The 20,462-nt window shown below is 59.2% G+C and carries 20 protein-coding genes; 4 read left to right on the forward strand and 16 right to left on the reverse strand.

Translation table 11 applies throughout. The features are described 5' to 3' along the window. Position 1: 1 nt before the first annotated feature. The gene (locus LOC68_RS19955; RefSeq protein ID WP_230222005.1) at positions 2–1,264 is read right to left on the reverse strand and encodes a putative sugar nucleotidyl transferase; all 1,263 of its coding nucleotides are present in this window, start codon (positions 1,262–1,264) and stop codon (positions 2–4) included. 324 nt (positions 1,265–1,588) lie between these two features. Here LOC68_RS19955 and LOC68_RS19960 point away from each other — a divergent pair, with 324 nt between their 5' ends. Next, a complete protein-coding gene (locus LOC68_RS19960; protein ID WP_230222007.1) occupies positions 1,589–2,599 on the forward strand; it encodes a diguanylate cyclase in 1,011 nt (336 codons plus the stop codon). 17 nt (positions 2,600–2,616) lie between these two features. Here the strand turns inward: LOC68_RS19960 and LOC68_RS19965 are convergent, their stop codons facing one another. From LOC68_RS19965 to LOC68_RS19985, 5 genes are all read right to left on the reverse strand, one after another. Then, positions 2,617–2,853, reverse strand: coding sequence for a hypothetical protein (locus LOC68_RS19965; RefSeq protein WP_230222009.1), 237 nt, complete (start codon positions 2,851–2,853; stop codon positions 2,617–2,619). A gap of 416 nt (positions 2,854–3,269) precedes the next feature. Beyond that, positions 3,270–4,226 carry a sugar phosphate isomerase/epimerase family protein gene (locus LOC68_RS19970; RefSeq protein ID WP_230222010.1) on the reverse strand — a complete coding sequence of 319 codons (957 nt, stop codon included), beginning with the start codon at positions 4,224–4,226 and terminating at the stop codon, positions 3,270–3,272. Positions 4,227–4,460: 234 nt separating this feature from the next. Continuing rightward, complete coding sequence (locus LOC68_RS19975) at positions 4,461–4,991, reverse strand: hypothetical protein (RefSeq protein ID WP_230222012.1); 531 nt, start codon at positions 4,989–4,991, stop codon at positions 4,461–4,463. A gap of 213 nt (positions 4,992–5,204) precedes the next feature. Then, positions 5,205–5,582 (reverse strand): hypothetical protein, encoded by a 378-nt coding sequence (locus tag LOC68_RS19980; RefSeq protein ID WP_230222014.1) that lies wholly within the window; start codon positions 5,580–5,582, stop codon positions 5,205–5,207. A gap of 172 nt (positions 5,583–5,754) precedes the next feature. Further along, complete coding sequence (locus tag LOC68_RS19985) at positions 5,755–6,948, reverse strand: inositol-3-phosphate synthase (RefSeq protein WP_230222016.1); 1,194 nt, start codon at positions 6,946–6,948, stop codon at positions 5,755–5,757. A 331-nt stretch (positions 6,949–7,279) separates the two neighbouring features. Between LOC68_RS19985 and LOC68_RS19990 the strand changes: the two genes are divergently transcribed. Continuing rightward, on the forward strand, positions 7,280–8,470 hold the full coding sequence (locus LOC68_RS19990) for an amino acid aminotransferase (protein WP_230222018.1): 1,191 nt from the start codon (positions 7,280–7,282) through the stop codon (positions 8,468–8,470). Positions 8,471–8,536: 66 nt separating this feature from the next. Here the strand turns inward: LOC68_RS19990 and LOC68_RS19995 are convergent, their stop codons facing one another. Both LOC68_RS19995 and mobA read right to left on the reverse strand, forming a co-directional pair. Next, positions 8,537–9,043 carry a DinB family protein gene (locus tag LOC68_RS19995; protein WP_230222020.1) on the reverse strand — a complete coding sequence of 169 codons (507 nt, stop codon included), beginning with the start codon at positions 9,041–9,043 and terminating at the stop codon, positions 8,537–8,539. An 18-nt stretch (positions 9,044–9,061) separates the two neighbouring features. Beyond that, positions 9,062–9,700 (reverse strand): molybdenum cofactor guanylyltransferase, encoded by a 639-nt coding sequence (gene mobA, locus LOC68_RS20000; RefSeq protein WP_230222022.1) that lies wholly within the window; start codon positions 9,698–9,700, stop codon positions 9,062–9,064. Between the two features lie 79 nt (positions 9,701–9,779). On the opposite strand from mobA, the gene LOC68_RS20005 reads away from it, so the two are divergent. Continuing rightward, entirely contained in the window at positions 9,780–10,541 is a 762-nt protein-coding gene (locus LOC68_RS20005) for a formylmethanofuran dehydrogenase subunit C (RefSeq protein ID WP_230222024.1), read from the forward strand. A 153-nt stretch (positions 10,542–10,694) separates the two neighbouring features. Here LOC68_RS20005 and LOC68_RS20010 read toward each other — a convergent pair whose 3' ends face one another. The 4 genes from LOC68_RS20010 to LOC68_RS20025 all read right to left on the reverse strand — a co-directional run bounded on the left by LOC68_RS20010 (position 10,695) and on the right by LOC68_RS20025 (position 13,878). Further along, on the reverse strand, positions 10,695–10,889 hold the full coding sequence (locus tag LOC68_RS20010; protein WP_230222026.1) for a hypothetical protein: 195 nt from the start codon (positions 10,887–10,889) through the stop codon (positions 10,695–10,697). A gap of 113 nt (positions 10,890–11,002) precedes the next feature. Then, positions 11,003–11,476, reverse strand: coding sequence for a PA2169 family four-helix-bundle protein (locus LOC68_RS20015; RefSeq protein WP_230222028.1), 474 nt, complete (start codon positions 11,474–11,476; stop codon positions 11,003–11,005). A gap of 218 nt (positions 11,477–11,694) precedes the next feature. Further along, positions 11,695–12,138 carry an MgtC/SapB family protein gene (locus tag LOC68_RS20020; RefSeq protein ID WP_230222030.1) on the reverse strand — a complete coding sequence of 148 codons (444 nt, stop codon included), beginning with the start codon at positions 12,136–12,138 and terminating at the stop codon, positions 11,695–11,697. 39 nt (positions 12,139–12,177) lie between these two features. Further along, positions 12,178–13,878, reverse strand: coding sequence for an NADPH-dependent assimilatory sulfite reductase hemoprotein subunit (locus LOC68_RS20025; protein ID WP_230222032.1), 1,701 nt, complete (start codon positions 13,876–13,878; stop codon positions 12,178–12,180). A gap of 282 nt (positions 13,879–14,160) precedes the next feature. On the opposite strand from LOC68_RS20025, the gene folD reads away from it, so the two are divergent. Beyond that, positions 14,161–15,045 (forward strand): bifunctional methylenetetrahydrofolate dehydrogenase/methenyltetrahydrofolate cyclohydrolase FolD, encoded by an 885-nt coding sequence (gene folD, locus LOC68_RS20030; protein ID WP_230222034.1) that lies wholly within the window; start codon positions 14,161–14,163, stop codon positions 15,043–15,045. Between the two features lie 1,497 nt (positions 15,046–16,542). Here the strand turns inward: folD and LOC68_RS20035 are convergent. The 4 genes from LOC68_RS20035 to LOC68_RS20050 form a co-directional block, all read right to left on the reverse strand. Beyond that, complete coding sequence (locus LOC68_RS20035; RefSeq protein ID WP_230222035.1) at positions 16,543–16,833, reverse strand: hypothetical protein; 291 nt, start codon at positions 16,831–16,833, stop codon at positions 16,543–16,545. 263 nt (positions 16,834–17,096) lie between these two features. Then, positions 17,097–18,524: a sulfatase gene (locus LOC68_RS20040; protein ID WP_230222037.1), complete on the reverse strand. Its 1,428-nt coding sequence runs from the start codon at positions 18,522–18,524 to the stop codon at positions 17,097–17,099. Between the two features lie 248 nt (positions 18,525–18,772). After that, positions 18,773–19,576 carry a TrmH family RNA methyltransferase gene (locus tag LOC68_RS20045; protein ID WP_230222039.1) on the reverse strand — a complete coding sequence of 268 codons (804 nt, stop codon included), beginning with the start codon at positions 19,574–19,576 and terminating at the stop codon, positions 18,773–18,775. A gap of 14 nt (positions 19,577–19,590) precedes the next feature. After that, positions 19,591–20,436 (reverse strand): class I SAM-dependent methyltransferase, encoded by an 846-nt coding sequence (locus LOC68_RS20050; protein WP_230222041.1) that lies wholly within the window; start codon positions 20,434–20,436, stop codon positions 19,591–19,593. Positions 20,437–20,462 lie beyond the last annotated feature (26 nt).

Below are 20,462 nucleotides of genomic sequence, written 5' to 3' on the forward strand. Positions count from 1 at the left end.
GTTAAAGAGCCAGCGGTTCGCCAGCTAGTTGCCTCTCGTCTTGAGTCAGTAAATACATGTCGTGGATTAGTTGGATGTCGCACGGGCGCTGTTCCACTTTACGCCGCAGGAACATTCGTTCTTGGGTCGCGACCATCACGTCGGCGGGGAGCTCGGTCACCTGCCCAAACAGGCGGGCGTAGTTGACGAAGCTGGCGACGTTGGTCGTCACGAAGCCGTACAGCATGCTGCAGACTCCGACCGTCTTGCCGGTGAAGATGCCGGTGTTGATCGCCGTTTTGGCGTAGTCGCCGACGATCGCGCCGAGGAACTGCATCCCAGTGGCGACCTTCTCTCCACGGTACTCCATCTTCACCGTACCGTAAGTGTTTTTCAGGTCGCTATTGGAAGTTCCCGCTCCCAGGTTCACCCAGCTGCCCAGGTAGCTATGACCTAGAAAACCATGATGCTGTTTGTTGGAATAAGGTTCGATCACGGTCCCTTCGACCTCGCCTCCGATCTTGGTCGTATGGGCGAGGGAGACGGAATCCTTGATCGCCGCATGTTCCAGGATGCGTGCGCCACGTCCAATATAGACCGGTCCCCGCACATAGCAGTAGGGGCCAATGGTCGCGTTCGGCTCGACGATGATCGGGCCGGAGGTCGAATCCCAGACGACATGGTCGCCGATATTGGCCGATCCAGCGAGGTAAACGCCGATTTGCTGCTCTTGGTAGTTCCCTTCCCGGAGGCGAAGCTCGAGGTTGTCGGTGAACGTGTCGAGATTCGCCTGAACGACGTCGTGCGGGTAGTCGAACCAGGTCAGCTTGTGCTCCGCTTCCGGCAACTTGGCGATCGCAGGGCCGCTGAGATAGTCGCGCAGCTCAAAGGCGTTGGCTTCTCGGGCCGGCAGCGGCGACTTGGGGGGCAGCAGGACGACGAGCAAGCGATCGCCGGCGTAGATGACGCCTGGCTGCTTGCTGGCGACCCAGTCGACCAGCGTCTGTCGATTGGCGGCCGTGGGGGCGACGACGGCGTTAAGCAGCAGCGTCGGCTGGGCGTCGTCGAGCTTGGTCTGGTGCAGCGCCGGGCGATCGCACTTTTGCAGTTCGATCAGATGGGGACGAACCACCCCCCGGATCGTTTCGCTACAGGGGGTCAGCAGGTCGACCAGCGTATAGCTGGCGCAGCTGACGGCGTACGCCGGTCGGCCGACGGTGATCGGATAGAGTTTGGCGACGGCGGCGTCTTCAAACAGGACGATGTTCATTCGCAAGGGATTCATTCCCTATTCTAAGCCGCGAATCAGTGCGGGACGGCGGCTACCTTACCGGCAAGTTACGGCTCAGCACGATACGATAGGCGCCCTGTGGGGGAGGGTCAACGGCGGCTTCCCCCTTTCCAGGCCGCAAGAGTGCCGAATTCGTCGAAATTTAGCCTAGACGGCGTGATCGAACTGTTCCGAGCGACCGGAATATCCGGAGCGGCTTGGCTGCGTTCTCCCGAAGGATCGAGGAAAAAACCTGCGGTTTCGCCCGTGTTTTTCCGGCGATGTTCTAGTTTTGGATTGATCATCCAACTTTGATCCCGCAAACCGCGACGACTTACTATGGAATCGGTTACCACGATTCAATTTTCGACATTCTTGATCGGCATGACCTGCGGCGTCTTCCCGTTGCTGGCGGGGCTGTGGATCGGCATCAAGCTAATGCGCGACTCGCAGCCTGCGGCGGAAGCGGCGCCTGGCGAAGCCGAAAAAGCGGCTCAGATCCTGCAGCGGATGTCGCAATTCATGCGCGGCCTGGCGGGCGACGTCCATGAGCAGCGCGACGTGATGGCTTCGATCGAAGAGCGAATCGACCATGCCCGCCGCAACTCGTCGGGATCGAAGTCGCTTGAGCAGGCGATCGATCTGCTCAAGGTGATGAACGACGCCAACGACGGTTTGCAAGAGCGACTGAAGCGGGCTGAGACGCTGATCAACGAACAAACCGAACAGCTCGCGGCGACCCTCTCGGAAGCGCGAACCGATAGTCTGACCAAGCTTTTCAATCGCCGCGCGTTCGACGAAGAGTTGCACAAGCGGTGGGCGCTCTGGAATCGCAAACGCCGACCCTTCTGCGTGTTGCTGGTCGACATCGACTATTTCAAGAAGATTAACGACAGGTATGGACACCAGATCGGCGACGCGGTGTTGCAAGCGGTCGCCAAGACGCTGGTGCAAACGACGCGCGACGCGGACTACGTCACACGCTACGGCGGCGAAGAGTTTGCGATTCTGTTGCCGGAGACCGAACTCGAGAAAGGGAACGAAGCGGCGCAGCGCATCCTGGCGGCGGTTCGCGAGGACGTTTTCCGCGAAGAAGCGATCGAAATCCCGCTGACGGTCAGCATCGGCGTCGCGCAAGTTGACGACCTGGCCGGGCCGGAAGAACTGGTCGCCAAAGCGGATGAGGCCCTGTACGCGGCCAAAAAAGGAGGTCGCGATCGAGGCTACTACTTTGACGGACAGCGCGTTCTGTCGATACTTCCAGGCGCGGATGGCAAGGTGGAGCCGGCCCGCGAATTCCATGAAGTCTGCGCTGATCTTCGCACGCGTCTGATGGAAGCGACGCACTAAGCGCCGCGCGATCTTGTTTAGCCGGCCAGTGAGATGTCGGCGACGCCCCAATGGCGGCAAACGCGGAAGATCTCCGTCACGTGATCAAAGCGGCACTCTTCGCCGGCGAAGATGCGAACGCTGCGGGCGCAACGTTCCTGCGAGCAGAGTCTGCGCAAGTGGGCGTCAAGCAGCGCTTCGACGCCGTTGATGAAGGTTTTGCCCGACGCCGACAAGACGACGTCGAGAGGTTGGTTAGCGGTTTCCGAATTCATGGCATGGCAAGGAGTTTTTAGACGTTCACCCATCCGAAAAGACCCCGGTTGGACGTGACGGGTTCGCGTCTCAAGAAAAGGGAACCCCCACGGATCGATCCGAGAAGCGCGAAGGAGCATTGCTATTCCGCCTTCTCGCTCGGAACGATGGTAGGGAATGCAGCAGGAGATCGCATTGTCTCAGAGGCTGGCGTCATCCTGTCGCTTTCTGGCGTCCTGAAGTTGTTTCCAGGGACTCCGCGCGAAAAGATGGCGACTCCGACCATACTGAAATAGCCAAGGATCGCCGTAAGGACGATCAACAGGGCGACTGAGGAGCGACTCATAACGGCCTCCTGCGGTAAAAGGAGGAAATCAGCATAAAAACGGATTATCGCCCCTTCTCCCGTCATTATAGGAGCAGCATCGTCCGTTGTTTAGGCGAAAGCGGTGCGTAGGAGCGATAAACTTTGGGAAATTCCGACGAGCGGATCTTCGCGTCCCTCAAACTCAAGAGCCACATAGCCGCGGTAACCCTGTTCGTGCAAAAGGTTTGCGATACGCGGGTAGTCCAAGTCCAATGTGTACCAAAGACCACCCCCGAAGTAGGTTTTAGCCTGAACGTAGATCGCCTTCGGCGCCATCATCGCCAGGCGGTCATACGGATCTTCCAGGAAGTTGCCGGTGTCGAGCGTGACTTGTAGCCATGGGCTGTCGATCGCATCGACGATTCGTAGAACTCCTTCGGGGGTTCGACCGAGTCCCCAGTGGTTTTCGAGCCCGAGCAGCACGCCGCACTTTTCCGCTTCCGGCAAGCACTTCTCCAGGCTGTCGATCACCCACTTGTAGCCATCTTCATCGGTGTAGCCCTCGATCGGCTTTTCGATTCCGCGATTGGCCATCAGGTCGTCGAAGTCTTTGCTCGTTCCCCAGGTGCCGGTGTTGACCCGCATCGTGGGAATCCCCATTTCGTACGCCAGGCGGATGTAGTGGATCGTCGCGTCGATATTCTTCTGACGCTTCTCTTTGTCGGGAGAGAGAAAGCCTTGGTGGGTCGAGAAGCCGCAGAGATCGACGCCGTTGACCAGCGCCGTTCGTTTCAGCTTTTGCAAGTAGGCGGGAGACTCGTCGGTCATCTGACGATGGAGAATCTCGACCGCGTCGAAGCCCATCTCGGCCGACAGCGTGATGCATTTCTCGACGTCGCGCAAGTGCTCGTGACGGAACTGCCAGAACGAGTAAGTCGAGATGGCGATCCGATTGGAGATCTTCTGCTTGGCGAGCGCCGCTTCTTCGGTCGCGACAGGCTCCTCGGCGGCGACAGATCGGTTCAACGGAGCGAGGGCGGCGGCGGCAGCGGCGGCAGTCAAGAATTCGCGTCGTGATCGGTACATACGGCGTCTCTCCAGAAAAGATGATAAGCGAGCTTTCATCGTAATGGACGATTCCTGGGACGACTACGCATTGCGAGGAAGCGCAGCTCGGTTTTCGGCGGCCGCTTGTATCTAATTCTCAAGATCGGCGTAAGAAACTTCAGAGAGCCGTAAGGGAAACGAAAATCCCCGGAGGAAAAGGGAAAAAGGAGGGGACGGCTGGGGTCCGTCCCCTCCCGGGGCTGCGCTGTCGAATCAGACCAGTTCGCCTGGTTTGAACGGCAGCGAAACGGAGTGGAAGGTGGCGACGCCAAGCTGATCTTCGATCTTTTCCCACAGCGTCAATTCTTGTCGCCAGGCGGCGATCACGTCGCGCAGTTTTTCGATCATCGGATAATCTTGGTCGTCGATTTCATCAAGGATTTGTTCGCCTCCGGTGACGTCTCCCTTCAGCAACAACGCCGTCGCCAAGTTGGTCTTATAGGCGTTGGGCAAGTTGTGGCGAACGGCCAGCGACAAGCCGACCGGTTCGAGCGCCAACGTGCGATACGTGTTGACCGAAGCGTCGATCAGGCCGAGCCGCATCTGGCAAACGCCGCGGGCGTTGATCAGACGGAAGTCATGATGACGTTTGCTGGGACGAAGCAGATGGAGCGCTTTGTCGGCGCGGCCCATCTTCAACAGGTCGGCGACCTGGAAGATGACGTCGTCAACCGGATCAGGGCGACGGTGATGCGACTGACCGAAGTGGCGATTGATCAAAACGTTCAGGTTTCGGTGATTCATAACGGCGTCTCTCTCTGGAATTTGTTGTGAGTGCGAGCCGTCTCGCGGACGCGATCGCGCACAAGCGTGCGGAACCGCAATGGCGAGACGCAACAAGGATTGGCGCCTTTCGCAGTCACTTCCCAGCGGCGATTTGCGTAGGCGAAATCGGAGCTTGGGGCATGCGTAAGCGGCGCATGTCGAGAGCGAAAGGGAGTCGACCGCAGAGGAGAATTACAACCGCAAATGACGCGTCACGGTGGACGCCATATGGTCGCCGCGGCTTACCGAGAGGAGAAGTTGACGCACCGCATCGGACTGGACGCCTGGGAGTGCATCAACGCAAGGAGAAAGATGCTTCGCATGTTGCGACGCGTCGCGCGCTTCTTCTTCCGTCTTGTCGTGATAGTAGAAGAGCTGATCGATGCGATGGATGGCGGCTTCGGCGTGCGAATCGGTTTCGTACGACGACGCAGCGACCGGTTCGTCGGGCGCTGAGGAAAGAGCGAGTTCGGGCGAGTGCGACAGCCCGGTCAGAGCGGCGATCGGCGTCGCAGCCGATAGGCTCACGACGATCAACCAGACCAGCGTTTGCGTGACGAAGCGTCGCATCGAAGGCTCTATTCGTTGGAACTCGAAAAAGCCGTCAGCGACCTGACGGCTCTCGTGATTTTTCAACTATAGGGATTGTTCGACAGCGAGGCGAATCAAATTTTGCAGAATTCGTATGCCAAAGCAGATGAAACGTTCTTAAGGTTTCCTAACTGCTTGTGCGGCAACGTCGCTACGATTTCGCCCAGGCCTCGAGCATCGAAAATTGCTTGGAAAAATCGTTCTCGCCGGTGCCATGCGGCGACTTAAAGAAGCAAGCTAGCGACGTCAAAAGTCCCGTCTCGCCGCGGCGATGGGCGAGTTCGGCGAACCGCGCCAGGTCGATCACCAGCGGTGCGGCGAGCAGCGAGTCGGCGCCTTGCCAGATGAACTGCATCACCATCGGCGTGCCAAGGAAGCCGCGGAAGTGGATATGATCCCACGCCGTCTTCCAGTCCCCCATGCTGTCGATCCGTTCGATCGTCACCAGAGTTTGCGGATGGTAGCCGAAGATCTGACCAAGCAGGCGATCCTTGCTGGTCGCTTTCGTCTTTTTGTTTTCGGGATCGTCGAGGACGACGGCGTCCATGTTGCCGAAGATGTTGTGTCCGACCCAGCTCATCACTTCCAAGTTGCGATGGGCGAACATCGGCGCGAGGGTGCTCTTGAGGAGCGTCTCGCCGGTCTTGCCGTCATGCCCCATGTGGCAGGTCTTCTTCTGCTCGGCCAAATCGCACAGGGCCGGAATCGACGCGCCGACCGACGGCGTGAAGTTGACGTAGGGGAAACCAAGTTCCAGCGCCGCAGCGCCATACAAGCTGCTGGCCGGCAGATGGCAATCGCCCGACTCGAGCAGCGGCGCCAGTTCGTTCCAACTGGTCGGCAACTTGCTGTCGTCGAACGGCGGCTCGGTTGACGAAACGTTGATCACGATCACGTCCGACAGTTCGTGCTGTTTGGCGAAGGCCGAGATGTCGGCCTGGATGCGGCTGATCGCCTGGCGAGGCGTTTCGGTCTTCTCGCGCAGTTCGTTCTTGGCCAGCCCGGCGATCTTGGCGCCGACGTTCAGCAGCGTGCCGTCTTTGATATTGGCGTCGATCGCATCGAGGTCTTCTTTGGCCGCCGCGACCAGGCGCGGATCGAGGGCTCGGCTGACGTCGACCAGTTGCTGAGCGGCGTCGTAGAGGGTGACGTTGCGGATTTCGTGACCGCCGATGACGATGTTATCCCACGTCGTCAGGCCAAGGTCGGCGAATTGCGGCAATTCGCTCACCAGGCCGACCGTGTCGACCAAGCCGCGACGGAGAGCGACCAAACCAACAATCGTCGTCGCAGCGACGCCGCCGCGAGCCCCAATTAGCCAAATACCGACTCGAGAACGTGCCATCTCGTCAATCGTCTTTCTAGGAGGTAGGAAGGAGGGTTTGCCGAGCGACCCAAAGGGGCGATCGATCGGAAACGAGCGGGCAAGTTCCGCGGGCCGCCCAACGTGTTAGAGGGTAGCGGCCGGTCCGGTGGGGTCTGTCTGGAAGAGACGCTCGCAAGTACCATTTAATTGTTGGCACGACTAATTCGGTTCGTCAAGGACTGCGAAGCGCCTGACTCGACAGAAGTCGGCCATCCGGTTGAATTTGCGCCGCATGGCGAACCTTTGGGGCGCCGCAGCGTCCTACGCTGCCGACGACTCCGTTACTTCCCCCAAACCGCGAATCACAGGTATGTTTCAGAACGTTCAAACCGCGCCGCCCGACTCGATTCTTGGCCTCAACGAGGCGTTTCGCAATGATCCCAACCCCGAAAAGATCAATCTGAGCGTCGGGGTCTTTAAAGACGCCAATGGGGTGACGCCGGTTCTGGATTGCGTGAAAGAGGCCGAACGTCGCCTGGTGAGCGACGAAAAGACGAAATCGTACCTGCCGATTGACGGCCGGCCCGAGTATTGCCGCTTGGTCCGCGAGCTGATGCTTGGCGCCGATCACGAGATCAATGCCGCATCGCGGGGCGTTACGGTCCAAACCCCCGGAGGTACGGGGGCACTGCGCGTGGCCGCCGATTTTCTGGCGAAAAATCTGCCGGGTCGCCGCGTCTGGATCAGCCAGCCGACCTGGCCGAATCACCCCAGCATCTTCGCGGCCGCTGGAATAGAAACGGTCGGCTATCCCTATTTCGACAAAGCGAGCAACGGGCTGGCCTTTGGCGAAATGATGGAAGCGTTGGAAAAGGTTCCGTCGGGCGACGTCGTCCTGCTGCATGGCTGCTGCCACAATCCGAGCGGCATCGATCCGACTCCGGAGCAATGGAAAGAGATCGCCGAGCTGATTCATCGCCGCGATCTGCTGCCGCTGGTCGACTTCGCCTACCAAGGCTTCGGCGACGGCCTATGTGAAGATGCCGCTGGTCTGGCCGCGCTGGCCCAACCGGGGCAAGAGTTGCTCGTCTGCAGCTCGTTCAGCAAGAACTTTGGTTTGTATAACGAGCGAGTTGGCGCGCTGACCGCGGTTGCCGGCGACTCCGCCGCTGCGACGGCCGTGCTGAGCCAACTGAAGAATGCGATTCGGGCGAACTACTCGAACCCGCCGACCCATGGCGGCGCCGTGGTCGAAACAATCCTGTCCGACGCGACGCTCAAGTCGCAGTGGGAAGGGGAATTGACCGCGATGCGTGATCGGATCAACGGGATGCGGACGCTGCTGGTCGAGACGATGAAGAAGGTCGGCGTCGATCGCGACTTCTCGTTCATCGCGAACCAGAAGGGGATGTTCTCGTTCTCCGGTTTGAATCCGGTGCAGGTCGACGAACTGCGTAGCAAGTTCGCGATCTATATCGTCGGCTCGGGCCGCATCAACGTGGCCGGCATTTCTGAGACCAACGTCGAGAAGCTCTGCAACGCGATTAAAGCGGTGCTGTAATCGATCAAGACGAACTCCACGGCTCGCTGAGCCGTGGAGTTTTTTCTTTTCTTGTACCTGTTCCGCTTAGCGGATCGGCGCGGCGCCAAAGAGGCGACGCAGCAGCGAAACCTGACCGTAGTGCATGAAGTTATGCGCCGGCAGGAACGACATCGCCGCGAACCGCGTCTTGAAGAGCGGGTGCCCAGGATCGAGGGCGTCGTCGAGTTCACTCAGCTTGTATTCGGCCATTTCTTTTTCAACCTGGGCGAATACCTTCTTCAGATTCGCATGGAGCGTTTCAGCCGAAGGATACTTGCTGGCGTCGGCCGACGGGGTCGATCCTTGTCCAAACAGCTCTTTGTAGTTGGCCAGGCCTAGTTCGGCGTCGGCAGGGCTTGCGCCGCGTTGCATGCGCAGGCCGATGCCATAGGCGGCGATCGTGATGTGGCCAACTTGCCAAGCGACGTGCGTGACGTCGCCCGGCATGCGAAACCAATCGGCTTTGTCGACGTCGTCCAAATGGCTATCGAACATCTGGAAGCTCATCGAAACGTTCTTTTTGACAGCTTCCCAAACGGCGGCGTCTGGCATGAGCGTGTCCTTCTCTAATTAAGGTGCAGAGGGCGGTGGAAACTCCGCAGGAGGCAAGCCGGCTGCCAACAGTGCGGAGGCGTACTCTTCCGGCGTATTCACGTTGTGCAACAACTGATCGCCGCCGAGCTCTGCAGGAGAGACCGCCGTGATAGAGAGATGTCTCACAAAACCATGCAGCGAACGCTCGCCGGCCAGTAGCTGTCTGGCGGCGACGCCTGCGGCATGAACGCGATAAACGCCGAACGTTGGATGCATTCGTTCGATGTCGGCCGTTACCGCGGCGTCACAGAGATCATCCAATTTTTCGAATAAAATCCGCACCGCTTCTGTGGTGATTAACGGAGTATCGCATCCGCATACAAGTGCGCGATCGACGCCGGGGCCGACCGAATCGAGACCGCAGCGGACTCCTTCCAAGGGCCCCAGGCCAGGCGTTTCGTCATAGACGACGCGTACGTCGACCGAAAACTTCGGTAGCGTTTGCTGCGGCGCGGCGACGATGATCGTCTCGGTCACGACCGGCGACACGATACGCGCAATACGTGATAGCAACGTTTCTGCGCCAAACGCCAACGACGCTTTCTCGGCCCCCATTCGACGACTCTGTCCTCCGCACAAGATGATGGCGGCGCTCTGCGGTATTGGCGATTGCATCCTGGTTCACCCGCGAGCTTTTCGCGGCTATCTTGGAATGACTTGGTGATTCGATGGTCAACATTGAAAGCGATCGGCCATGCCGCTGACCCTAACGCTTGTCCAGGATATCTCCCCCGTCATCGGTTTGCGAGAGATCACGCCCGATCGGTTGGCCTCTCTTTCGGCGGACCAGATCGCTCGGCTCTCGCTTGCGTGTGGGGCCGAACAGGTGGAATTGGGGGAGCTCTTTCAACGGAAAGGAGTCGCGACCGATCAGCAACTCCGTTTGGTCGGCGACTTCTCCCGTTGCGATTTTCTTGGCGCCGAAATGAACTCCGGCAGTCTGACGATTGAGGGTAACGTTGGCGATCATGTTGGCGCCGCAATGAAGGGGGGAAGTCTGACGGTCGTCGGCGACGCCGGCGATTTTGTCGGTAGTCCTAACCCCGGCGAGAAGCGAGGTCTGCAAGGAGGAACGATCGTCATTCATGGCTCTGCTGGTCGTGAATTGGGAGTTCGGATGCGGCGCGGCATGATTGCGGTCGCCGGCGATGTCGGCGAGCTGTGCGGTTATCGCATGTTGGCCGGCACGATTGTCGTCGGCGGCAAACTCGGCCGTAGCGCCGGTTTGCGCATGAAGCGCGGGACAATCGTCGCACTCTCTGCCGGAAGCGAATTGCCGGCGACCTTCGCGCGCGATTGTCAGTTTCGACCGCCGATGATGACGATGCTCGAGCGTGAGCTGCAGCAGCTTGGCTTTCCGCTTCCGCATGCGAAGTGGGAAGGGGAGTTTCAGCTCTACTCGGGGGACGCCGTCGAAATGTCGCGAGGCGAGATTCTTGTGCCGGTCGTCGGTTAAAGAAAAACTGGCGACCGAACGTTGTCGGCCGTCAGGGCGATTCCAATTCGCGTAGGAAAGCCTTCCCTGGGATACGCAGGGGAAGCGAACGGGACGAACCCTGCGTGCAGGATTCGCCCCATCTATAGAGAACGAGCCTCGACGGCAATCGCGCTATTGTCGATCTCGGTTGACTTCGACGTTGATGTCGCCGGTATCTTTATCTTGCTCAACTTTGACTTCGCCACGAGGCGTTTCGATATCGATCAGTTTCTCTTTGTGGTCGCAACCGGTTTGAGTCACGGTTACGCCGAGCATTAGCGCGCAGCCCACCAGAGTCGGAGTCAGCAGCTTCGTCATTGCGTTCATCGTCTTGTTTCTCCAAATGGCGCCAACGCGGCGCGGATAGATGTGCCCCAGCGTCAGCAGAATCGCCGCGTCGTCGACGGTCTACGGCGACGCAGGCGAAACCTGAGGTCGGGTTACGAATTTGATTTGAAGGCGTCGCGCAGATCGCGGACGCGATCGTGCCCCTGCTTGACCTGGGCATATTGATGTTGTAGCACGTCGTTCATGGCGCTGCCGACGGTCGCCTTCAGGGCGTCTTCGTAGGCATGCTTGATGTGGTCTTCGCCACGTTCCACTTCGCACAGGATCGCGTAGGCGTCGCCGCCGCTCAGCAGAGCCCGGATGTCGATCCAGGTGCGATGGAGCGCCGCCGCGTAGGAGCCGTCGTCTTCCGCTTTCTTGTTGTTCCAGGTGACGTAATCTTGCAACTCGGCCGCTAGCGTCGAACGTTCAGCCGCCATTTCGCGGAAGAGCTCCGCAACCAGCGGGTCATCGATCTGATGCGCCGCTTCGCGGAAACCGTCGTACGAATCGATGTTGGCGCGAATCAACGTCTGGAGCTTCTCAATCGTCGATTCGTTGAGCGTTAGTTTGGTTTCCAGTGACATGGTTCTCTCCTCTCGTGACAGATGCGGTGTTAGCCCCACGCGTGGAACTAAAAGGCAAACGTCATGCCAGAGAGGAAAAACCTGCTAACGGCCAAAATGCCGCCTATTTTTGACTGGCCATCGTCTTATTGGGCCGAATCTAGAGCGGTCGGTAGGCCAAGCTGGTCGCCGCGCGATCGCTGAGAGGATTTCGAGAATCGCAATAGATGAGCCGGACGTTATTCGTCGTCGCTCCCAAAGTACCACTTTTCAAAACGGCCGACGCCGACGATGACGATCCAGGCCAAAATTGCCGACATTGCCGCGAGATGAAAATAGCCGCAGCCGCACGCGACTCCCCCTGCGGCGGCAATCCAAATGCCGGCCGCCGTCGTCACGCCGTGCACGCTGTGACGAGCCTGAATGATCGAGCCGGCGCCAAGAAACCCAACGCCGCCAATGATGGCCGCCAAGATCCGCTGTACGTCGAGTCGCACGGCGACCAGGTCGGTCCCGCCGTATTCCTGCTGCAACTGCAGCCCGGCGATCATCAGCGAAGCGGCGCCGAGCGAGACCAGCATATAGGTGCGCAGGCCCGCCGACTTTTGACGTCTTTCGCGATCCCAGCCAAGGACGGCACCGACCAGCAGGGCGGCTACAAGTTTGATGGTGATTTCAGACACGCAGCCAGTTTAGCCTTGCCGCAAACGGCTGGCCAGCGATTACTCGCTGACCGCCGCTTCGATCGATTCCTTACCTTGGCGATGGCAGAAGTCGCCAAACGATTCACCCTCTTCGCGCGCCGCTTTGTAGAACGCGAAGACCTTGGTCAGTTCGGCCACCACTTCGTCGGCCGGGACCATGTCTTTGTAGATGAAGCTCAAGCGGTTGCCGAGCAAGCGGCCGCCGAGGAACATGGTGTACTTTTCCTTCGCGCGACCGACCAGGCCGACGTCGCTGTTGTACGGGCGAGCACATCCGTTGGGGCAGCCGGTCATGCGAACGGTGAACTTCTCCGAATCGAGGCCCAGCTTCGCCAGTTCGACTTCCAGGCCGTCGATGATCCCCGGCAGCGCACGTTCGCTTTCGGTGATCGACAGACCGCAGGTCGGCCACGCGACGCAGGCGATCGACCAGCGACGGACGTTCGAGATCTCTTCGGTCAGCGGAACCTTGTGCTCTTTCAGGATGTCGATGATCGCCTGCTTATCGGCTTCGGCGATGTCGCAGAACATGATGTCCTGGTGGCTGGTCAGACGGATGCCGGGATTGAACTGATTGCAGATCTTGCGAATCGCCGTCTTCAGCTGGATCGTTTCGTCATCCTTGATGCGTCCGTTCTCGACGTTCAAGCCATAGAACCACTTGCCGTCTCCTTGCTCGTGCCAACCTTTGTGGTCGTCAAAGCCATGGATATCGGCCGGGTGCGGTTCCGGTAGCGAAGCGCCGTAGTACTCTTCGACTTTGGCTTTGAACTTTTCCAGGCCCCAGTTGTGGATCAGGTACTTCATACGCGCGACCTTGCGATCTTCGCGGTTGCCGAAGTCGCGCTGCACCTTGATGACCGCTTCGATGACCGGGATCAATTGATCGGGCGTCACGAAGGTCATCCGTTGACCCAAGGCCGGGAAGGTTTTCTCGGCGCTCGGCGTGCGACCTTGACCGCCGCCGACCAGGATGTTGTAGCCCAGGATCTTGCCGTTCTCATGAACGCAAATCATCCCCAGGTCCTGCGTGTAAACGTCCACGCAGTTATCTTCGGGCAGGGCCATCCCCATTTTGAATTTGCGCGGCAGGTATTGCTTGCCGTAGAGCGGTTCGATCACTTCGCCGCTGGCGATCTTTTCCTTCTCGCCGGTTTCCGGATCTTGCAAAAAGATCTCGCGATAGGCGCCGCTCTTCGGCTCCAGGTGTTCAGCCAAACGAGACGCCGTCTGTTGCATCTCGGTCCGCACGCTGTCGCCGTACAGCGGCGCCGGGCAGCACATCACGTTACGGTTGACGTCGCCGCAAGCGCCCAAGGTCGACAGGCCGACCTGACGCAGCTGTTGGGCCAGCGTCTGCAGGCTTTCTTTCATCACGCCGTGGTGCTGCAAAGCCTGACGGCTGGTGATCCGCAGCGTTTCGTTCCCCACCTTGTCGCACAGATCGAGTTCGACCAGCATCTGCTCGGACGTCAGCACGCCGCCCGGGATGCGGGTCCGAATCATGAACATGTACGATTTCCCCCCACCGGCGGCTCGGTTCGACGAGCGGGCGTCGCGGTCATCTTGCTGATAGATGCCGAAATGCTTCATCAGCTGGATGCTCGACTTGCCGAAGTGATCGGTCCCGTCGACAAACTCCTGGGCGATTTCCCCACGCAGGTAGTTGCTGTCGCGTTTGAATTCGTCCACCGGGCTGAGGGCTTGATCCGTCGACATCGTGATCCGTTGAAGTTGGAGTGAAATGTGGGTCTGTGGAACTAGGTAGATTGCGGCGTTCCCGCCAGCAATGGGGTAGTATATCGGTTATCCGATTTGAACGTAACGGCGATCAGGCGTTCGATTGCAGGGCGCTTGGAAATTGATTTCTCTTTTTTTCAAATTCGGCTCGAAATGCGGGGGATACCCCCAATGCGAGGCGCGGATACAATAGCGACCTCTCTCCCCATGCGGTTTTTACCGCGGTTTGGGGCTTTCAGGCGAAGCAGTTAGGAGCTCGGCATGGCGGCGGCAATCTTGGACGGGAAGGCGATCGCCCAGCAGATCGAACTCGAAATTAAGGAACGGGTCGCCGCATTTCAGGCCAAAACCGGACGTCAGCCCGGTTTGGCGGCCGTTCTGGTCGGCGAAGATCCGGCCAGCCAGGTCTACGTCCGGAACAAGGAGCGGGCCTGCGGTCGCATGGGGATCGCCAGCTTCATGCACCGTCTGCCGGCCGATACGACCGCCGAAGGACTGTTGGCGCTAGTCGCCCAGCTCAACGCCGATCCGGCGGTGAGCGGCATCCTCGTCCAGTTGCCGCTTCCCAACGGAATCGATCAGACGCTGATCCTCGACGCGATCGATCCCTCCAAAGACGTCGATTGTTTTCATCCGCATAACGTCGGTCTCGTCTCGCAAGGGCGTCCCCGGTTTCTGCCGTGCACGCCGCACGGCGTGATGCAGATCTTGCATCGGAGCGGCATTTCGGCCGCCGGCAAACATGCGGTCGTCATCGGCCGGAGCGAAATCGTCGGCAAGCCGATGGCGATGATGTTGATGCAAAAGGACTCGACCTGCGGCTCGTCGGCCGCCAACGCGACGGTCACCGTCTGCCATAGCCGGACCGCCGATATGGCGACGATCTGCCGCACCGCCGACATCTTGATCGCCGCGATCGGCAAACCGAAGTTCGTCACCGCCGACATGGTCAAACCGGGCGCCGCGGTCATCGACGTCGGCATCAACCGGACCGACGACGGCCTCTGCGGCGACGTCGATTTCGACAGCGTGAAGGAAGTCGCCTCGGCGATCACCCCCGTCCCCGGCGGCGTCGGCCCGCTGACGATCGTCATGCTGATGGAAAACACGCTCCGCGCCGCCGAGTGGCAAGCGGAGAACGCGTAAAGCCCGGTGCCATGCTCTTATCGCGTCTTCGCGAGAAGAGCATGTCTTCCAAACCCGGACTCATTCATCGATTTGCGGCCTGACCAAAAATGGGACCCCGGACCGGTATTTTTTTTCTCATTCCAACTTCATTCGTCATTCGGTCTTCGACATTCGTCATTCACCCAATTCTGGGACTGGACCGCGGCGCACGTTTTTTTCGTTCGGAGTGGACTGGACTACGAACGATTTCTTTTTGCTACTCCAGGAATCAAAGCCGTCTTTCCTAAACTTCCCATCATGTGGACCGCAGCGCGCGATTTTTTTTCACGCCGACTGGGCTGGACTCCAACGCGCGTTTTTTTGCAGACGCGTCTGGACCACGGTCGAACCGATTTTTCGTGAACGCATCAACATCGACTGAGCAGTGGACTGGACCGCCCGTTTTTTTTCGCCCGGACTGGACTGGATTACGAATCATTCCTTTTCGCGTCTCTGGAGACCCAAATGCGTCTTTCCTAAACCGCCCATCATGTGGACCGCAGGGCGCGATTTTTTTCACGCCGACTGGACTGGACTTCAACGCCCGTTTTTTTGCAGACGCGACTGGACCACACGCGAACCAATTTGTCGTTAACGCATCAACATTGACCGAGCAGTGGACTGGACCGCCCGTTTTTTTCGCGCCAGGTCGCCAACCAGGTTGCGATTCGCTTCGCATCCAAATTGCCAATGAGCAGTCCATCTCAGCAATCGCCCGCTCGCGCAACATTGCCCGCGGCCAAGAGCGCTGCCAGACAGACCCGTTCGCACCCCGGAATCGACCACGAATCCGTGCGCTTTGTCAAGCAAGAATTTTAGTGCGGCGTCTGGAATCAAAAGCGGTTAAAAAGATTGGAAGCGCCCCCTCGGCAACTTGGAACTTTGGCCAACGTGACGATCGAAATAGTACTTACGGAAATCCGTCATTCCGAGAGCGGCGAAAGCCTATTCGTTCAGGGGAGGGGACGTCGTCGGATCTGTTTTGGACTTCGTTTGCATCGGTATTCGTTACTAGTCGACAAGCACGGCTTCAGAATTATGCACAGCCGTGGGAAGGGGGCATTGGGAAAGGAACGGATCAAGAAAGTCACGGTAGAAGAGGAAGCGGAGAGGATGGCGCTGCGATGCTCGGTGACAATTGAGTACGAAAAAGCGTCTGGGAAGATCCAATCCGCCAAGCTAATTGCCGATGAAGTGACGGAGGGAGATTGGAACGCTTTTCTCGACGCGCTGCAGAGATTTGGGTATCCGCTTCAAAGAATCGAAACGTAGCTCTGACCAATGCGACGAGTTGGAGGCGATCTAAGTGGGCGGAAATGGCGGACGCTGCAGTCCCATGTCACTGTCGCAGGCGACAGTGCGCCCAGCGTTTGACCCAATCCGGCCGTAAGCGGCACGGGTTCCGTTCACTCTTCCCGAAAACATAGAACGTTTACGAAGAGCGTTCCCTTCCGGGAGGGCTTGGCCCCATCACGGTCATTCAATTACATACGTGGTCTTCGTACGAGAGCCGTCTTTGGGGTCAACCCAATGATCTGTTTTGCGTATGTGTCCCTCGACTTCCAACTTGTCGAGATCGTCGCTGGAGAACTCAAACGGGACGTTGGGAGTTCCAATATCTTTTCCATTTACGGAAATCCAATGATACATGCCGAACGGCAAGTAACCGAGGTATTCCGTGGAATAGTCAAAGGTCTTGGTCCTGTCGAGGGCAACGGCGTTCTGAATGCCTTCCAAGAGTTGTTTCTGTGTTTGCGTCAGGCTCATTTTCCCACAGCACTCAAAGTGCAGACGAATTCAAAGGGGATGGGGGGCCTTTTCAAGGCCGCAACGAAATTGACCCCCGTCCCCTTTGATTCGTCCGAAAGGCCTCTCGTGCGCTGATTATTTTCGGCCACATTCCCTCGGCTTGCGCCTCGGGTTAGTGTTGGTTTTCTTCTTGCCGCTTTCGGCTCTCCGCTGTCCGCTTTTCTTCCGGCCGCATTTCCCTTGCTTGCGCTGCGGGCTAGTGTTGAGTCGGTTGGCGTTTTCTACTTCAGTGGCTTCGCCAAGTCGGCTTGCTTTTTGAGTTGCTCCCGCAGCTTGATCAAATCATCTTGCGACGCCAAATCTTTCGCCAGGTTTGTGTACTGCTGCGGATCGGTTTCCATGTCGTACAGTTCTTCGCTCCCGTCGCTGTAGGCGATGTAGGCGTAGCGATCGGTTCGTAGGAGTTTTCCTTTGTTGGTTTGGCAAAGGATCTCGTCGCGGGCCGACGTCTCGGGAGAGTTGATCGCGGCGACCTGGCTGACTCCTTGCAGGTAGTCGGGGATCTTCAGGCCGCAGAGTTCGGCCAGCGTGGGGTAGATGTCGATCTGTCCGGCCAGGCCGTTGACCACTTTTGGCGCTTGGCCGGGGATGGCGATGATCAGCGGGATGTGGGTCGACTCTTCGTGCAGACTCATCTTTTGCCAGAAGTCATGTTCGCCGAGGTGATAACCATGGTCGGCGGTGAAGACGACGATCGTGTTTTTGTCGAGGCCGAGCTTCTTCAATTCGTCCAGGACGCGGCCGACCTGATAATCCATGTAGGCGACCGACGCGTAGTAGGCCGATAGCGTTTCGTGCTGACCGTCGAGCGTCATGCCGGTCGCTTTGCTGTTGCGGGAGATGCCGGCCTTGGGGATGTCGTCCCAGTCGCCGGCGATCTTCGGCGGGAGCGTCATCTTGTCGGCCGGATACGGACCAAAGAACTTGGCCGGCGCGACTAGCGGCACGTGCGGGCGAACCATGCCGACCGCCAGGAAGAAGCGTTCGTCTTTGTGTTCGCGCAGCAATTCGATCGCTTTGTCGGCCGCTTGGTGATCGGCTTGTTCGGTTCCGTCGGTCGACGTTTTGACGGCGTAGAAGGCGGTGCCGAAGCCGAGCCCGTAATGCTTGTCGGGATCTTTGTTCAGCTTCTCGTTGGAATAGACCGCCGCTTCCCCTTCGCTCATCCACTCGGGCGCTTTGCAGTTAAAGGCCTCGTCCCACGACGCCGCATGATCGGCGCCGGGTGCGCCGGCGGTGATGTCGCCGGGGATGCTCATGTGATAGATCTTGCTGACGCGGGCGGCGTAGTAACCATTGTCGCGAAAGTGCTGCGACATGCTGTGACGCTGGCCGAGATTCTTCGTGAAGTTGGTCGACTGGCCGTTGTTCATCACGCCGATCGTCGACGTGTGCATGCTCGACATTAGCGCCGCCCGCGATGGCCCGCAGACCGGGTATTGGCAATAGGTATGGGTGAACTTCACGCCCCGCGCGGCGAGTCGATCGATGTTGGGGGATTTGCACTCGCGATGACCGTAGCACGAAAGGGCTTCGGCCGAGAGGTCGTCGGAGATGATGAAGAGAACGTTGTACTTGCCGTCGGCGGCCGAAAGGGAAGAGGCGGCGAGCGACAGGACGATTGCGACGAGCCAAGGACGAGCAGGCATGAGGAACGGCTCCTGGCGGTGGAGGATAGCGGGGGATGGGATAGGTGTGATTGTAGTTCAAGTCGAACGACAATTCACCATCGGCCGCAAGGGTGAATCCCAACACTAGCCCGCAGCGCAAGCGAGGGAATGGACTCGCAAGCAAATGACGAATGTCGAAGCTCGAATGACGAACCCTCTTCCATTCGTCATTCTGATTTCGACATTCGTCATTTAGCCCGACGCATTTCCCTCGCTTGCGCTGCGGGCTAGTGTTGCCGTTGGCGGTCCGCTTCGTAGAGGAGCACGGCGGCGGTGGTGGAGACGTTCAGGCTGTCGGCGATGCCGCGCATCGGGAGGCGGATGTTGGTGACGTCGTCGGCGAGCCAGCGACCCGAGAGTCCTTCCGCTTCGCTGCCGAGGATCAACGCCGTTGGTCCGGCGAAGCTGACCTGTTCATACGAGACGGCGCCTTCGACGCGGGCGGCGAACATCTGGACGCCGGCCGCGCGGAGGAAGGCGAACGTTTCGGCCGTGGTCGCTTCAAACGTCGGGACGGCGAAGATGGTGCCGAGGCTGGCGCGGATCGCATTCGGATTGAAAAGATCGGTTCTCGCATCGGCCGCGATCATGCAATCGGCGCCAACCGCATCGGCAGTGCGGAGAATCGCGCCGAGGTTGCCCGGCTTTTCGACCCCTTCCAGCACGACGATCAGCGGCGATGCGGAGAGAACGCTCGCGTCGAGCGCCGTGTCGGGATAGTTGGCGACCGCAACGGCGCCTTCGGCACGTTCGCCAAAGGAGAGCTTCTCGCAGACGTCGCGGGTGATTTCGTAGACGTTCAAGTCGCGCTGGCTATCGACTCGATTGCGCAGCGCGTCCGCTTCGGCGCCGACCAGCATTTCGTCGCAGAGAAAAAGTTCGAGGAGCGGGAAGCCTTTCGCCAACGCGCGGTCGATCTCGCGGACGCCGTCGATGATGGTCCGCCCTTGCTGCTCGCGAGCGCGGCGCTGACGCAACTTGGCGGCCGCTTTGATCCGCGGGTTTTGGACGCTGGTAATCCGCTCTGGCATGGGGTGATTCCGTGTTATTGCGACCAGCGAGCCAAGATGCCGCTGGGGAGTCGCCGATCGTCGGCGGAAGGAATGAACAAAGGACGCGCTTCGAGCCCGGCGACGCGTCGCTCGAAATAATAACGCTCGAGCATCTGTCGCAGTTCGACCGGACCAAGTCCCGGCGAGTGACAGGTCAGCAGGATCGCGGCGTCGTCGGTCGAGATGGTGCGGAGTTCGGCGAGCAGCTCAGGCAAGTGTTGATCGACGCGCCAAACTTCTCCTTTGACGCCGTGCCCGTAGCTGGGGGGATCAAGGATGATTAGGTCATATTGCGAGCCCCGTTTCACTTCGCGGCGGACGAACTTGCGGGCGTCGTCGGCGATCCAGCGAATCGGGGCGTCGGTAAGGCCTGAGATTTCGGCATTGCGCCGCGCCCACTGCACGACGTTCTTCGCGGCGTCGACGTGCGCCACTTCCGCGCCGGCCGCGGCGGCGGCGAGCGTGCTGCCGCCGGTGTAGGCGAACAAATTCAAAACTTTGGCTGACGGCCGCGTCGCAACGGTCTTGGCGATCCAGTCCCAGTTCTCGGCCTGCTCCGGAAAAATGCCCAAGTGTCCGAAATCGGTCGGTTTCAGCTCGAACGAGAAGGGCCCGTGCGAAATCGTCCAGGTCGACGGCAACGCATCGGCGGGGCGCCAGACTCCGCGATCGCCGTCGGTTCGCTCGTAGCGACACGCGGCCTCCCGCCACAACGGACGTTGGGCAGGCCGGGAGGTTTCGGCGGAGGGAGACAAGCGATCGAGCAGAAAAGGCCCGAAACGCTCTAATTTGCGTCCATCGCCAAAGTCGAGCAGTTGATATTGGTCAGGCGTAAACAAGTCAGCAGGGGTGGATTGGGGGAGTC

The sequence above is a fragment of the Blastopirellula sediminis genome (assembly GCF_020966755.1).
Lineage (GTDB): Bacteria > Planctomycetota > Planctomycetia > Pirellulales > Pirellulaceae > Blastopirellula > Blastopirellula sediminis.